Source organism: Bradyrhizobium sp. Rc3b (assembly GCF_900114915.1).
Lineage (GTDB): Bacteria > Pseudomonadota > Alphaproteobacteria > Rhizobiales > Xanthobacteraceae > Bradyrhizobium.
Window position 1 is genome coordinate 666,132 of sequence record NZ_FOUS01000003.1, and the last position, 13,726, is coordinate 679,857.

The following is a 13,726-nucleotide window of genomic DNA, read 5'->3' on the forward strand; positions in this document are numbered from 1 at the left end:
CAGCGTTCTTACGCTGCTGCGCAGAGCCGAAGAGGCGCTGCGCAGCGTCCGGGGCACGAGAGCGGAGTTTGGCGCGCGAGGTCAAGCCATCCACAATCTCTCCGCACTGACGGTATTCGTTCCGTCATCCTGAGGTGCGAAGCGTGCGATGCGAATGCATCGCATGCGGAGCCTCGAAGGATGAACGGCCGAGATGCAGACGGGCTGTCGCCCTTCGAGGCCTCCGCTTCGCTCCGGCGCCTCAGGGTGACGATCTTAGATGTCGCTTGCGGCAGCATTCCTTATTCGCTTTCGACGTGGAGACACAGCTTCGCATCCTCGCAGCGCATTTCGCCCGAGCTTTGCTTTATCGCTTCACCCTCGTTTGAAAGAGGGCGCAGGGAAGACCGGGAGCCCGCTGGCACCCGCGGTCCACTGTGCGAAACCTGCGTGACAAGAAGTTGCACAGCGGCATACCGGTGTAGCCAGGACATCCCGGCCTTCCCTGCGCAGTGGCTTTACGGCTTATGTCGTGTTCTCCCCGGGGAGCGTTGCACTATTGCCCCCGTCGCCTTGCGGATGGCTGGCGGATGCGTCCGGTTGGACGACACCCATCACCACAAGACTTGGCGCACAGACCCCGGGCGCCAGGACGACACGATTTTGCCGTACGCGGATCACATCGGTCGTGTGCGCGAGGTCTTCGCTCACGGTTACCCGCCCTGCGAAAGCTCTTCGCGCCGATGTGGCCTGCGTCCACCGCCGCCCGGCCCGCGTTCGTGACGATCGCGATACGCCCCTCTTCCTTGGGCCGGGTTGTCGCGACACATACGTCATTTCTGAATTTCGGTAAAGTGGAATATTTTCGCCGCCGCGCGTTGACCCATCGCTCGCGTGTTTTGCCCGTCGGCCAGCGCAAGATCTTGTAGGGCGAGCAGCGCGAGACTACCGCGACCCATAGCTCGGTGGCGGTGCCTGCACCGTCGGCGCGGCCGCCGCGAACAGCTCATCCTTGCTGCCGGTCAGCGGCGGATAGATGCGCTTGCGGTTGATAATGTTCTTGGTCGCCTTCGCAGCCTGACCGGTCGCCTTGACCTCGCGATCCCAGCCTTCGGTGTAGAGCGCGCCCCAGCCGCCGAGATCGAGCACGGTCACGTACCAGTCGATCCGCAGCGGCAGCATCGGCAGGCCGGCGAGATCGGCGACCACATTGTGGCCGGCGAAGCGGCCCATGGGGCGCGCGAACTGGCAGGACATCACGGTCGGATGCAGCCCGTCGACCACGCTGGAGGCGACATCGCCGGCCGCGAACACGCCGCCGACATCCGCAACCCGCATGAGGGGATCAACCAGCAGGCGCCCGAGCCGGTCGCGCGCGTCCGGAAAGCACGCAGCCAGGGGGCTCGCACGCATGCCGGCACACCAGATCACGGTCTGCGCCGGAATGAACTCGCCGGAGTTCAGGCGAATGCCGGCCGCCTCGACCGAGACGACGCGCACGCCGAGGCGCATCTCGACGTCGAGCGCGGCCAACGCCGTCTCGATGACGGGGCGCGCCGGCGTGCCGATGGTGGCGCCGGCCGCGGAATTGGGATCGACCAGGATGATGCGGCGGCTGCCGGTGATGCCCGCGCGCGCCAGCCTGTCGGGCATCTCGGCCGCAACCTCGATGCCGGTAAAGCCTGCGCCGACCACCACCACCGTCGAACGCCCTGGCGACGGCGCGCTGCGGCCGAGCGAGACGAGATGATCCTCGAGGTGGAGCGCCGCGGTATAGGTATCGACATCGAAGGCGTGCTCGGCAAGGCCTGGAATGTCGGGACGCATCACCTCGCTGCCGAGCGCCAGCACCAGGCGGTCATAGACCAGTGTCTGCTCGCCGCTGCTCGTGACCAGCGAAATTTCGTGCCGGACCGGATCGATGGCTTCGACCTCGCCGATCTCGTGACTGACACCAACGGGATCGAGCAGCTGCGGCAACGGTATCGCGACCTCGCTGAGATCGACCTCGTAATTGCGCACACGGATGTTGTGATAGGGATTGCGATCGATCACGCAGATCTCGATGTCGCTGCCAGCGCCGATCTCGTCGCGCTTGCGCGCGGCACCGATGGCCGCCCACAGGCCTGCAAATCCGGCGCCGAGCACGACGATACGCGCCATGTCCGTTGACTGCACTTTCCCAATGGAACGACAAGGGAACGACAAGCGATCGAGCGGTGTACCCGCACAGGTAGATATAGCTCATCGCCGCGAATGGGCCAACTGTGATCCGCAGAACGAAACCGGGGCGCGCCTACGCCTCGCGCAATTCCGACGGTGTCGCGCCAAAGCGCTTGCGGAACGCACGGTTGAAATATGACAAATCAGAAAAGCCCGAGGAATGCGCAATGTCGCTGATCTTGCGCGCCCTGGCGCGGGGATCGCCGAGCAGCTTACGCGCCTGCAGCAGGCGCTGCTCCAGCACGAATTCGGTGAAGGTCGTGCCGGCCTGCTCGAACAGGCGTTGCGCCTGGCGTGGGCTCAAGCCCGAGCGCGTCGCGATCTCGGACAGGCAGAGATCGTTGCGGCCGAGCGCGGCCATCACATCGGCGCGCATGAGGTCGAGGCGCGCCGCCGCATGGCCGCGGCCGCGCGCAAGACTTGCATGCTCGGCATCGGTGCCGAGCAGGAGGCCAACCAGATCGACCATATGCTGCGCGGTCAGGCGCTGGCCCACCGCGTCGAGGTGCGGCGCGTGATTGGCGGCGAGCGCGTGGTAGCGGAAGATGGTCTCGGCGACCGCACCGTCGCTGAGCACTTGCGACAGCTTGTCCTCGGTACGCGGATTGATGTCGAGCAACGCGCGGCGCGGCATGCGGATGGTGGTGAAGCGGTTTTCATCGGTGTGACCGACGGTGCCGGTGATGCTCATGTCGACGAGCACCATCTGCGCGGGCGCAAGCTCCACGGTGTGGCCATTCTGCCCGACACGGACGAGGCCGGCATGTGCGGCGATCAGCACGAGGTCGTCGCTGCCGTCGGCAAGGTGGCTCTGGGTGCGGGAATATTGCGCGGAGGCGCCTTCCGGAATGGCGAGCGCGATGTTGTCGACAACGCTGATCTGGAGCCGGCAATCGATGCTGTCGCCATGGCTCGGCCCGATATCGAGGCCGCAGGCACCGAAGGCCCGCTCGCGCCAATGCTCGAACGCAGGGCCGTGCGGCAGTCCGGTGTATTGGTGAACGAAGATGCCGGGCGTTTTCGCTGCATCCATTTGTTTTCTAGCCCCTCTTTCGGCTCCGCGATCGGCGGCGCCGACTGCAATTTCCGGGAATTTGACGCCACGAATTGCGGCAAGGTTCAAATCGGGGGCGGATTCCAGGCGACTTGTCGGGATGCGACGGCGAGATGGACCGTGGCGACAAGACGCGGCTTCGTAGCCCGGATGCAGCGAAGCGTAATCCGGGGTTGTCGCCTGATGGCGCGGTGGTCCCGGATTGCGCTGCGCTCCATCCGGGCTACGGGACCTACTTCTTCGTGGGCGCCTGCGGCTGGGACGGCGGTACGGTCTCGATCAGCTTGCCGGAAAAGATGGGGGCCGAGGTCGGCTGGCCGTTAGGCGAGCCGCCGGCCTGCTCGACCGTGACCGCGTAGGTGGCGCCGTTGACGACTTCGGAATCATAGGAGGCGAGCAGCGGACGCGCGGTGAATTCGCCGGCGCCGATCACACCGAGCGAGCGCGGGCGCGGCAGCTTGTCGGAGATCAGCCAGAGCTCGAAGCTCTTGCCGGGCTCCGGCGTCGCGCCGACCTTGCGCACGGTAAAGTTCTTGGTCGCGCCGTCGATGGTGAGGATGAAGGCGGGGCCGCCGCCCTGGCCCTGCAGCAGCGCGACATATTGCGCGGCGGCGGTGAGCGGCGCGGCCGGCGTCTTCACTTCCACCGTCTGGATGCGCGGCGCGGGACGTAAAGCCCCCGGCAGCGCGTCGGGCAGGAAGATCTGAAGCGACAGCGTCACCAGCAGCGCGGCCGCGAGCGCGCCGACCGCGGATGCGATCGAGCGCCAGCGCTTCACGCGGCCCTCGAGGCGGATCACGTTGGTGTCGTCGGCGATCGGCACCTGCGGCGTCCGGACGACCTCGGGATCGGGCGCGTGGACCTGCGGCATGAACACCGGCGCAATGTCGGGTATCGCATCGGATCCGGAGCGCACCGGCTCGGGCTGCTCTGCCTCGGGAGGCTGCGGCTCCGGTTGCGAGACCTGCTCCAGCGGCGCTTCCGGCGGCGCGGCTTCGACGGGCGGGACTGGCGGCGGTACGACGTCGGCCAGAACAGGCGGCTGCTGCGCAAGCACCGTGCGCGCAATCTCGGACCTGATGTTCTCCCACACGACCGGACGCGGCTCGACCGAGCCGACCATCTGGTTGAGGGCGCCGAGCCGATAGGCCCAGGCCTGCACGATTTCGGCGAACGCCGGGTCCACCGCCATCATGGTCTCGACCTGCGCGCGCTCATCGGCCTCGAGCGTACCGAGCGCATATTCCGCGGCGAGCGCGATATGGTCCTCCGAGTAGGCCATCACATGCAGTCCAGAACCACCCTCACCGTATAAACCTTCATAGTCCGAGGCACTCCCGGATATCCAACATGCTGCGCCGGAGCCACGTCTTCACCGTGTTGACGGGAGCTGCGAATTTCTCCGCCAGTTGCTCGCGGCTCCAGCCGTTGTAATAGGCGAGAAGCACGAGCCGCTGACGGTCGGGCTCGAGCCGGCCGATGCATTCCAGCAGCCGCTTCAACTCCTCGGTCATCTCCCGGCGCGCCAGCGGATCGGGGCTGTCGGCCGCGACCTCCATCGCCTGCGGCTCCTCCTCGATCGAGACCTCCGACTTCTTGCGCACGATGTCGATCGCACGGTTGCGCGCGATCGAGGCCATCCACGTGATCGGCGACGACAGCGCGGGATTGAACTGGCCGGCACTGTTCCAGATCTTGACGTAGGTCTCCTGAATGACCTCCTCTGCGAGATCCTGTCGGCGCAAGATACGGAGCACGACGCCATAGAGTTTCGCGCGCGTGGCGGCGTAGAGGCGCTCGAACGCCGCCTGATCGCCCTTCGCCACCGCCTCGATCAACCCGACCAGCTCTGCTGGCGTCAGCATTCAGCCCCCCAACCTTCCTCCCTCTCCCCCGCCTGCGGGGTCGGGACGAGCTACGCTCGCCCTGAGAGGATCGGGGTGAGGGGGAGTCTCCGCAAGGGAGGTTGCAGACGGACCCGCGGAGAGTCCCCCTCACCCGGATCGCGCCGGACGATGCTACGCATCGCCGGGGCAATCCGACCTCTCCCCTCAAAGCGGGGCGAGGTAAACCACGCACCACCATAGCGCGTGGCCAAGCCGTCCACCAAGGGGTGCGGCGCCACGCTGTGGATAGCACATGCGAAAACCCGGACCTTGCGGGTCCGGGTTTTACAAATTCTCGGCGGTTTGGCCGCTGGCTGTGTCTTTAGGCGACGGCGCCGATGCGGGCGCGCATCAGGCCGATGCTGTCGAGGTCGGCCTGCTCGCGGGCATTTTCCTCGGCGCGCTCGCGGGCCTGGTCGCGTTCGTCCAGGAGCTCGACCTTCTTGAGCTCCTCGAAGGCCTCGGCCAGCGCGGCCTTGGCTTCGTCGAGCTGGCCCTTGAGCTCGTCGGCCGAGCGGGTCAGGTTCTCGCGGCGCTGAATGGCGGCCTTGGCATAGGTCGGATAGGCGAAGTGCGAGGGATCGTTGATCCCGGCACGCTCCTGCTCGGTCGTGATCTCGCGTTCAAGATCGGTCGACATCCGCTGGAAGTCGGCGATCATGGTCTCGATCTGGGTGACCCGGCGGCGCTTCTCGTCGACCTGAAACTTCTTCAGGCGGATGAGGGTATCTCGTGACTTCATCGACTCGTACTCCCCAGAAGTCCCCTCGCTGCACGTGGGACGTCACCGGTCTCCCCACAGGCCCGACTGGGGCCAAGACCGGCTCTGCTACTCTGTGGGATGGGATGATGACCTGACAAAGTTAGCGTTCCGTTTCCAAATTACCGAGGATATGCGCCAATTGGCGATAGCCGTCAGCCAGAGACGCATTTTCGTCCTTGCGCTGGCGCAGGAACGCCTCGAGCGGTTCGTGCAGGCGGATCGCCTCGTCGACCTCGGGGCTGGAGCCGGCCCGGTAGGCGCCGAGCCGGATCAATTCCTCCATGTCGGCATAGGTCGCCATCACCGCGCGCGCCTTCTGGATGGTCGGCCAGAACTGCGGATCGGCCGATTTCGGCATGGTGCGGGAGACGGATTTGAGGATGTTGATGGCGGGGTAGCGGCCGCGCTCGGCGATCGAGCGCTGCATCACGATGTGGCCGTCAAGGATGCCGCGGACGGCGTCCGCAATCGGCTCGTTATGATCGTCGCCGTCGACCAGCACCGTGAAGATCGCGGTGATGGCGCCCTCCCCGAGGCCCGGCCCGGCGCGCTCCAGAAGTTTCGGCAGCTCGGTGAAGACGGTCGGGGTGTAGCCCTTGGCCGTCGGCGGCTCGCCGGCGGACAGGCCGATTTCGCGCTGGGCCATGGCAAAGCGCGTCACCGAATCCATCAGGCAGAGCACGTCCTGGTTCTCGTCGCGAAAATATTCGGCGACCGCGAGCGTCAGATACGCCGCCTGGCGGCGCATCAGCGCCGGCTCGTCGGAGGTCGCAACCACGACGACGGAACGCGCGAGGCCCTCCTCGCCGAGGTCGTCCTGCAAGAATTCCTGAACCTCGCGGCCGCGTTCGCCGATCAGCCCGATGACGCTGACCGCAGCATCGACGTTGCGCGCGAGCATCGACAGCAGCACCGATTTGCCGACGCCGGACCCTGCGAAGATGCCCATGCGCTGGCCGCGGCAGCAGGTGAGGAAGGTGTTCATCGCGCGCACGCCGAGATCGAGCGGGGCGCCGACACGCTTGCGCGAATGCGCCGGGGGCGGCGCATTGCGGAACGGCATCGGCGAGGCGCCTTGCGGCAGCGGCCCCTTGCCGTCGATCGGCTCGCCCAGCGCGTTGACGACGCGGCCGAGCCAGGCCGACGACGGCCGCACCAGATTGGCGGCATTGGCGATCACGGCCTTGCAGCCGCGGCGCACGCCGTCGAGGCCGGCGAACGGCATCACGACAGCATTGTTGCCGGAGAAGCCGATCACCTCGCAGGGAATCGAACGGTTGGCGCCGGTCTCGATCACCAGCCGCGCGCCGACCGACATCGCGTGGATGGGGCCGGCCACCTCGACCATCAGGCCGCGCACACCGACGACGCGACCGTAAATATTGATGCCGTCGATATCGCCGATCTGTTCGGCAAGCGCCTTCATAAGACAGCCTTCATCAGGAGCGCGCTTTCATATGAGGCTTCATAGAATGGCCGCCCGCCTTCGTGAGCCCCGGGCCTTCACGGGGAAAACCTTAAGTTTCGCCATATTTCTGAACGGCGCTTAACTTCGTGTTTACCCGCATCATTAATCATTGCGTCACTGTCTTTGTGACTGAGCGTGACTCCTCTTCAGAAGAAGGCTGAGTCGCGGGAGTCGGTTAGGCCCGTCTCTTAAAGTGGAACTTGAACAGAACTGGGTGACGAAAGCTGCTTCTTACACAAGACCTTAGGGCGATTCGACAAAAATTGCACCCGGGGGACTTGCGTTCCAGAATCAGGATTTGTTAACCATCTGTTGTCAGGATCCGAATCAGTTGTTCAAAGGCGTTTTGTTGAGTGCCGCGAATGCGGCCGACCTGACGCCCAGGAGCGGCGACTATGGGGAACTGGCATGCGCGTTTTGCTGATTGAAGATGACAGCGCCGTCGCGCAGTCGATCGAGCTGATGCTGAAGTCTGAGAGCTTCAACGTCTACACGACCGATTTGGGGGAAGAAGGCGTCGATCTCGGTAAATTATACGATTACGACATTATCCTTCTCGACCTCAACCTGCCCGACATGTCCGGCTACGACGTGCTCAAGCAGCTTCGGGTCTCCAAGATCAAGACACCGATCCTGATCCTCTCCGGCCTCGCCGGCATCGAGGACAAGGTCAAGGGTCTCGGCGTCGGCGCCGACGACTACATGACCAAGCCCTTCCACAAGGACGAGCTGGTGGCCCGCATCCATGCGATCGTGCGCCGCTCCAAGGGCCATGCCCAGTCGGTCATCCAGACCGGCGACCTCGTCGTGAACCTCGACACCAAGACGGTGGAAGTCGGCGGCCAGCGCGTGCATCTGACCGGCAAGGAATATCAGATGCTGGAGCTGCTCTCGCTCCGCAAGGGCACGACCCTCACCAAGGAAATGTTCCTCAACCACCTCTATGGCGGCATGGACGAGCCCGAGCTGAAGATCATCGACGTCTTCATCTGCAAGCTCCGCAAGAAGCTGGCCAACGCTTCCGAGGGACGCAATTTCATCGAGACCGTCTGGGGCCGCGGCTACGTGCTGCGCGAGCCCCACGAGCACGAAGAGCGCATTCCCGCCTGATCTTCTGGGTTTACGTCGCAAGCCCTCCCGGGCTTGCTCCTCCCAGCCTGGACCCCGCCGCAAATGGCGGGGTTTTGTTTTTTGGGGATGCCAAGGCGGGTTCAAAGGCGGCTTCATCGCCCTCCTCCCATTGAACCGCTATCCTCCTCCCATCGACGAATGGTCGCTGCACGATGGGGGAACGATGATCCTGCAATCACTGGCCGGCCTGCCCGCCTTCCTGGTCTATTTCTGCACCGGGCTGATCGCGATCGTGGCGTATCTGTTCGTCTATACCCGCATCACCGCGCATAACGAGTTCCAGCTGATCCGCGACAACGAGCCGGCGGCGGCGATCGCGCTCGGCCTCAGCCTGCTCGGCTTCGTGGCGCCGCTGGTCAGCGCCATCGCACATTCGGCCAACGTGCTGGACTGCCTGATCTGGGCGATGATCGCGCTGATCGTGCAGGTCATCGTGTTCTTTCTCGTGCGCGTGCCGGTGCCGAACCTGTCGGCGCGGATCGCGGCCGGCGAGCTGGCGCCGGCCATCTGGCTCGGGCTGTCCTCACTCGCGGCGGGACTGCTCAACGCCGCCAGCATGATCTATTGAGATGGCCGACAAACCTTCCAACAAGCAGTTCGGCAAGCGCCGGCCACGCCTGCCACAGCCATTGCCGTTGTCGGCCAAAGCGCCGGTGAAGCGCTCCGGCCATGTCGCGCTGCTGGTGATGGGCACGCTCGCGGTCGGCACCACCGCGTACACGATGATGCCGCGGCAGAATTGCGAGCCCCCTCCGTCCGGAACGGACCCGGCGGTGCAGACAAGCACCAATTGCAGCAGCAGAAGCAGCTCCTCGAGCAGCGGCAGTTCGCGCTGGTCGTCACGGTCGAGCTTCTTCAGCAGCGATTCCTCGAGCCACTCCTCATCGGGCACGTCGTCCGATTCCGGCCACAGCAGCGTCAGCCGCGGCGGCTTCGGCTCGTTCGGCCATGGCTTCTCGGGCGGGGGCTAACAATGCAGCGCATCACGTGCCTGGAGCGCGACGATTGGCGAGAGACCGCGGCGCAATGCGGCTTCGTCTTCCACACCATCGACGGCGAGCGCTATTGGGACGAGCGCGCCTATTACGGCTTCACGCTCGACGAGATCGAGCGCGGCATCGAGACGCCGACCGCCGAGATCGAGGCGATGTGCCTGGAGCTTGCCGGCCGCGTCATCGGCGAGGAGCGGCAGCTGCGGCGCTTGCAGATTCCGGAAGCGTTCTGGAATTTGATCGCAGAGAGCTGGCAGCGCGACGACCGCAGCCTCTATGGCCGGCTCGATTTGAAGTTCGACGGCAAGTCGCCGGCAAAACTGCTCGAATACAACGCGGATACGCCGACCTCGATCTTCGAGGCCGCGGTGTTTCAATGGACCTGGCTCGAGCAGGCGATCGAGCGCCGTATCATCCCTGTTCGCGCCGATCAGTTCAACTCCATCCATGAGCGACTGATCGCGGCGTGGAAGGAGATCGCCGCGGGCCGTCACGTCCATCTCACCGGCACCACCGACAACTCGGAAGACGCCGGCACGCTCGCTTATCTCGAAGACACCGCGCGCCAAGCCGGCCTCTCGACCAGGCTGCTCGACATCGAAGAGGTCGGCTGGCGCGATGAGCCTGGCGGCTTCGTCGACCTCGACGAGGCCGACATCGCACTCGCCTTCAAGCTCTATCCCTGGGAATGGATGTTCCACGATTCCTTCGGCGCGAAGCTGAAGGACGCGGCCACGCGCTGGATCGAACCGCCGTGGAAGGCGGTGCTCTCCAACAAGGGCATCTTGCCGCTGCTCTGGGAGATGTTTCCGAACCATCCCCATCTGCTGCCGGCGTTCTTCGAGGATGACGCGCGGGCAGCGGAGCTCGGAACATCCTACGTACGCAAGCCGCTGCTGTCGCGCGAAGGCGCCAACGTCACGATCGTGTCCGGCGGCGTATCGCTCGACGAGCAGGAAGGTCCCTACGGCGCCGAAGGTTTTGTGCGCCAGGCGCTCGCGCCGCTGCCGAATTTCTCAGGCTTCTATCCGGTGGTGGGAAGCTGGCTGGTGAATCACGAGCCGTGCGGATTGTCGATCCGCGAGGACGAGAGCCCGATCACCGGCAACCGCTCGCGATTTCTGCCGCATGCGATTTTGTGAGTGCAATGGCGCATGAGAAGTATCTCTCGACGCAATTGAAAGTATCGTAGGATGGGCAAAGCGAAGCGTGCCCACCATTTCTGTTGCAGTGTTGGATCGATGGTGGGCACGGCGCAAGTGCGCCTTTGCCCACCCTACAATTCCGGACTCGCGGAAGGATCACCGCGCCGCGGCAACCTTCAACGACGGCGGCATCAATCCGCCCATGGGGCGGCCGGAACGTGCGGGGTTGAGCTGGTAGAGACCGCGGCGCTCGGCGATGGGACGGAACGCATCGGTGATGCCGACGACGGATTCGGCAGCGCCGAGCAACAACGTGCCGTCGGTCTCCAGGCCCTTCGCCATCCGCTCGAAGATCACCGCCTTGGTGTCCTGGTCGAAATAGATCAGCACGTTGCGGCAGAAGATCACGTCGAACGTGCCGAGATGGGAGAAATCCTGCAGCAGGTTGAGCTGGCGGAACTGCACCATCGCGCGAATGTCGGCATTGAGCTGCCAGGTGTCGCCGGATTGCGTGAAGTACTTCATCAGGTGCTGGATCGGCAGGCCGCGCTGCACCTCGAACTGGCTGTAGATGCCGGCCTTGGATTTCTCCAGCACCTCCTGCGACAGATCGGTGGCGACGATCTCGATGCGCCAGCCGGCCAATGCTGCGCCCATCTCCTTCACGCACATCGCGATCGAATAGGGCTCCTGCCCCGTCGACGACGCCGCCGACCAGATGCGCAAGCTCTTGCGCGCCGCGCGCGCCTTGATCAGGCCCGGCAGGATGGTGTCGCGTAAATGATCGAACGGGATCTTGTCGCGGTAGAAGAAGGTCTCGTTGGTGGTCATCGCTTCGACCACGTCGGTCGCAAGCCGGCCATCGCCGTTCCTGATCTTCAGCACCAGATCGGGAATGCCTGATAGACTCGCCTTGCGCGCCAGCGGCAAGAGCCGGCTCTCGACCAGATATTGCTTGTCGGGCGACAGATCGAGGCCGGAGCGCTCTTTCAGGAACTTGCGCAGATAATCGTAGTCAACCGGCGTCACGCGCGATCTCCCGCGAACAGGCGGTTGACCTTGGCGCCGATCTGGTTGAGCGGCAGGATCGCCGCGCAGATGCCGGCATTGGCCGCCGCGCCCGGCATGCCCCAGACCACGCTGGAGGCTTCGTCCTGCGCGATGACGCTGCCGCCGGCCGCAACGATGTCCTTGCCGCCGCGCATGCCGTCCGAGCCCATGCCGGTCAGGATCACGGAGAGGATGCTGCCGTGCCAGATGTCGATGGCGGAGGTGAAGAGCGGATCGACCGCGGGCTTGCAGAAATTGACGGCGGGGCCGTCGTCGAGCGCGATCACGGTGTCCGCACCGCTGCGCGCCACGCGCATGTGCTTGCCGCCGGGCGCGAGATAAATCCGTCCCGGCTTCACCGGCTCGCCGTCGACCGCCTCGGCGGCCGGCTTACGGCTCGAACGCGCCAAATGCTCGGCAAGGATGGTGGTGAAGGTCGGCGGCATGTGCTGGGTGATCAGCACCGGGAAGCGGTCGATCACCGGGCCGAGCTCGGTGACGAGCGCCATCAGCGCCTGCGGACCGCCGGTCGAGGAGCCGATCAGCAGCACCTTGGGGGTCTGAATGGAGAACGGGCGCATGGTGAGCGCCCCGGATGACGCAGCAGGCACCGCCGGAGCGGGCACTGCGGGCCGCGCAACAGGACTACGCGGGGCCGGAGCCGGGCTCGCCGGCGCCAGCGGCGGACTTGCCACCGCGGCCTTGCGACGCAGCCGCGCACCGAGATGGCGGATCTTCTGGATCAGGTCGTGATGAAAGATGTCGGCGGCCGACGCCTCGCGCGTCGATTCTGGCTTCGGAATGTAATCGGCGGCGCCGAGCGACAGCGCCTTGAAGCTGATCTCCGCGTTACGGCGGGTCAACGTCGAGGCCATGATGATGACGAGATCGCGCTTCTTCGCAAGCAGCTGCGGCAGCGCCGAGATGCCGTCGAGCTCGGGCATTTCGATGTCGAGCACGGCAACGTCAGGATTGATGCGTTCGATCTGGTTGACCGCTTCGAGCCCGGTGCGCAGCGAGGCAGCGACCTCCATGTCGTGCTCGGCGCCGATCCACCGCGAGATCAGACCGCGGATGACGACGGAGTCGTCGACGATCATCACCCGCAGCGGCCCCGCTTCGCGCGAGCCGGTCGTGGCCGAATTACCTGCGAACGCAACACTCATTACTCACCAACTCAGACTGAAAGGGTACAGTTGAAAACAAGCGCCGAAGAATCGCTTCGGCCTCCGGCCGATCGCTCAGATAAGGCCGACTTCCTGGAATTTCGCCGTCACGATGTCCTTGTCGAACGGCTTCATGATGTATTCGTTGGCGCCGGCATGCAGCGCGCGCGCGATATGCGCGACGTCGTTCTCGGTGGTGCAGAACACCACCTTGGGCTGGTCGCCGCCGGGCATGCGCCTGAGATGGCCGAGGAACTCGTAGCCGTCCATCACGGGCATGTTCCAGTCGAGCAGCACCGCATCGGGCAAGCCGCGCTTGCAGGCCTCCAGCGCCTTCTCACCGTCCTCGGCTTCGAGGATCTGGAAGTCGAGGCCCTCCAGGATCCGGCGCGCAACCTTGCGGATGACGCTGGAATCATCAACGACGAGACAAGTTCGCATGTGAACCTCTGCTTCCTCCCCCTTTGCGGGGGGCACTTCCAATTACTGGCACGTCGGCGGCGAGCCGCCGTATCAGGCCGCCATCATTTCCGGCGCGAGCTCGAGGACGCGATCGACGTCGAGGACGACCATGAGCTGTCCCTCGAGGCGGTGGACGCCGCCGGCGAGCTTGGCCATGCGGGGGTCGAGGTTGACGGGATTTTCTTCCATGCCGGCTTCGGGCAGGCGCAGCACCTCGCCGATCTGGTCGATCAGCAGGCCATAGGATTCACCGCGGAGGTCGACGCCGACCGCCATCGGCACCTTGCCGTCCTCGGGCTGCGGCAGGCCGAGCCGGGCGCGCATGTCGACCACGGTGACGATGCGGCCGCGCAAGTTCAGCACGCCCGCGATCTCGCGCGAGGACAAGGGCACGCGGGTGACGCGTT

At 65.1% G+C, this 13,726-nt stretch carries 14 protein-coding genes; 4 read left to right on the forward strand and 10 right to left on the reverse strand.

Annotation, left to right across the window (positions count from 1 at the left end):
• Positions 1–924 precede the first annotated feature (924 nt).
• The 6 genes from BM190_RS09940 to fliI form a co-directional block, all read right to left on the reverse strand.
• Positions 925–2,142 carry an NAD(P)/FAD-dependent oxidoreductase gene (locus BM190_RS09940; protein WP_092253928.1) on the reverse strand — a complete coding sequence of 406 codons (1,218 nt, stop codon included), beginning with the start codon at positions 2,140–2,142 and terminating at the stop codon, positions 925–927.
• A 133-nt stretch (positions 2,143–2,275) separates the two neighbouring features.
• Positions 2,276–3,235: a helix-turn-helix transcriptional regulator gene (locus BM190_RS09945; RefSeq protein ID WP_092253930.1), complete on the reverse strand. Its 960-nt coding sequence runs from the start codon at positions 3,233–3,235 to the stop codon at positions 2,276–2,278.
• A 253-nt stretch (positions 3,236–3,488) separates the two neighbouring features.
• The gene (locus BM190_RS09950) at positions 3,489–4,538 is read right to left on the reverse strand and encodes an anti-sigma factor (RefSeq protein WP_092253932.1); all 1,050 of its coding nucleotides are present in this window, start codon (positions 4,536–4,538) and stop codon (positions 3,489–3,491) included.
• 37 nt (positions 4,539–4,575) lie between these two features.
• Positions 4,576–5,121: a sigma-70 family RNA polymerase sigma factor gene (locus tag BM190_RS09955; RefSeq protein ID WP_018316925.1), complete on the reverse strand. Its 546-nt coding sequence runs from the start codon at positions 5,119–5,121 to the stop codon at positions 4,576–4,578.
• Positions 5,122–5,464: 343 nt separating this feature from the next.
• Positions 5,465–5,884 (reverse strand): flagellar export protein FliJ, encoded by a 420-nt coding sequence (gene fliJ / locus BM190_RS09960; RefSeq protein ID WP_008138882.1) that lies wholly within the window; start codon positions 5,882–5,884, stop codon positions 5,465–5,467.
• 121 nt (positions 5,885–6,005) lie between these two features.
• Positions 6,006–7,331 (reverse strand): flagellar protein export ATPase FliI, encoded by a 1,326-nt coding sequence (gene fliI, locus BM190_RS09965; protein ID WP_018316924.1) that lies wholly within the window; start codon positions 7,329–7,331, stop codon positions 6,006–6,008.
• 450 nt (positions 7,332–7,781) lie between these two features.
• On the opposite strand from fliI, the gene ctrA reads away from it, so the two are divergent.
• The 4 genes from ctrA to BM190_RS09985 all read left to right on the forward strand — a co-directional run bounded on the left by ctrA (position 7,782) and on the right by BM190_RS09985 (position 10,638).
• Positions 7,782–8,483, forward strand: coding sequence for a response regulator transcription factor CtrA (gene ctrA / locus BM190_RS09970; protein WP_008138878.1), 702 nt, complete (start codon positions 7,782–7,784; stop codon positions 8,481–8,483).
• A 184-nt stretch (positions 8,484–8,667) separates the two neighbouring features.
• Complete coding sequence (locus BM190_RS09975; protein WP_026201752.1) at positions 8,668–9,072, forward strand: DUF350 domain-containing protein; 405 nt, start codon at positions 8,668–8,670, stop codon at positions 9,070–9,072.
• Position 9,073: 1 nt separating this feature from the next.
• Positions 9,074–9,475: a hypothetical protein gene (locus BM190_RS41065; protein ID WP_092253934.1), complete on the forward strand. Its 402-nt coding sequence runs from the start codon at positions 9,074–9,076 to the stop codon at positions 9,473–9,475.
• A 2-nt stretch (positions 9,476–9,477) separates the two neighbouring features.
• Positions 9,478–10,638, forward strand: a complete 1,161-nt coding sequence (locus tag BM190_RS09985) for a glutathionylspermidine synthase family protein (protein ID WP_092253936.1) — start codon at positions 9,478–9,480, stop codon at positions 10,636–10,638.
• 159 nt (positions 10,639–10,797) lie between these two features.
• Here BM190_RS09985 and BM190_RS09990 read toward each other — a convergent pair whose 3' ends face one another.
• The 4 genes from BM190_RS09990 to BM190_RS10005 form a co-directional block, all read right to left on the reverse strand.
• Positions 10,798–11,670 (reverse strand): CheR family methyltransferase, encoded by an 873-nt coding sequence (locus BM190_RS09990; RefSeq protein ID WP_092253938.1) that lies wholly within the window; start codon positions 11,668–11,670, stop codon positions 10,798–10,800.
• Complete coding sequence (locus tag BM190_RS09995; protein ID WP_092253940.1) at positions 11,667–12,857, reverse strand: protein-glutamate methylesterase/protein-glutamine glutaminase; 1,191 nt, start codon at positions 12,855–12,857, stop codon at positions 11,667–11,669. The genes BM190_RS09990 and BM190_RS09995 overlap by 4 nt, the downstream gene beginning before the upstream one ends.
• 75 nt (positions 12,858–12,932) lie before the next feature.
• The gene (locus tag BM190_RS10000) at positions 12,933–13,298 is read right to left on the reverse strand and encodes a response regulator (RefSeq protein WP_007600538.1); all 366 of its coding nucleotides are present in this window, start codon (positions 13,296–13,298) and stop codon (positions 12,933–12,935) included.
• A 72-nt stretch (positions 13,299–13,370) separates the two neighbouring features.
• The coding region (locus tag BM190_RS10005; protein ID WP_092253942.1) for a chemotaxis protein CheW at positions 13,371–13,726 on the reverse strand (356 nt) is incomplete at its 5' end.

Bases quoted from the DNA above. Each gene is read 5' to 3' on its own strand.
- BM190_RS09940 (WP_092253928.1), bottom strand. From the start codon at position 2,142: ATGGCGCGTATCGTCGTGCTCGGCGCCGGATTTGCAGGCCTGTGGGCG.
- BM190_RS09945 (WP_092253930.1), bottom strand. From the start codon at position 3,235: ATGGATGCAGCGAAAACGCCCGGCATCTTCGTTCACCAATACACCGGA.
- BM190_RS09950 (WP_092253932.1), bottom strand. From the start codon at position 4,538: ATGGCCTACTCGGAGGACCATATCGCGCTCGCCGCGGAATATGCGCTC.
- BM190_RS09955 (WP_018316925.1), bottom strand. From the start codon at position 5,121: ATGCTGACGCCAGCAGAGCTGGTCGGGTTGATCGAGGCGGTGGCGAAG.
- fliJ (WP_008138882.1), bottom strand. From the start codon at position 5,884: ATGAAGTCACGAGATACCCTCATCCGCCTGAAGAAGTTTCAGGTCGAC.
- fliI (WP_018316924.1), bottom strand. From the start codon at position 7,331: ATGAAGGCGCTTGCCGAACAGATCGGCGATATCGACGGCATCAATATT.
- ctrA (WP_008138878.1), top strand. From the start codon at position 7,782: ATGCGCGTTTTGCTGATTGAAGATGACAGCGCCGTCGCGCAGTCGATC.
- BM190_RS09975 (WP_026201752.1), top strand. From the start codon at position 8,668: ATGATCCTGCAATCACTGGCCGGCCTGCCCGCCTTCCTGGTCTATTTC.
- BM190_RS41065 (WP_092253934.1), top strand. From the start codon at position 9,074: ATGGCCGACAAACCTTCCAACAAGCAGTTCGGCAAGCGCCGGCCACGC.
- BM190_RS09985 (WP_092253936.1), top strand. From the start codon at position 9,478: ATGCAGCGCATCACGTGCCTGGAGCGCGACGATTGGCGAGAGACCGCG.
- BM190_RS09995 (WP_092253940.1), bottom strand. From the start codon at position 12,857: ATGAGTGTTGCGTTCGCAGGTAATTCGGCCACGACCGGCTCGCGCGAA.
- BM190_RS10000 (WP_007600538.1), bottom strand. From the start codon at position 13,298: ATGCGAACTTGTCTCGTCGTTGATGATTCCAGCGTCATCCGCAAGGTT.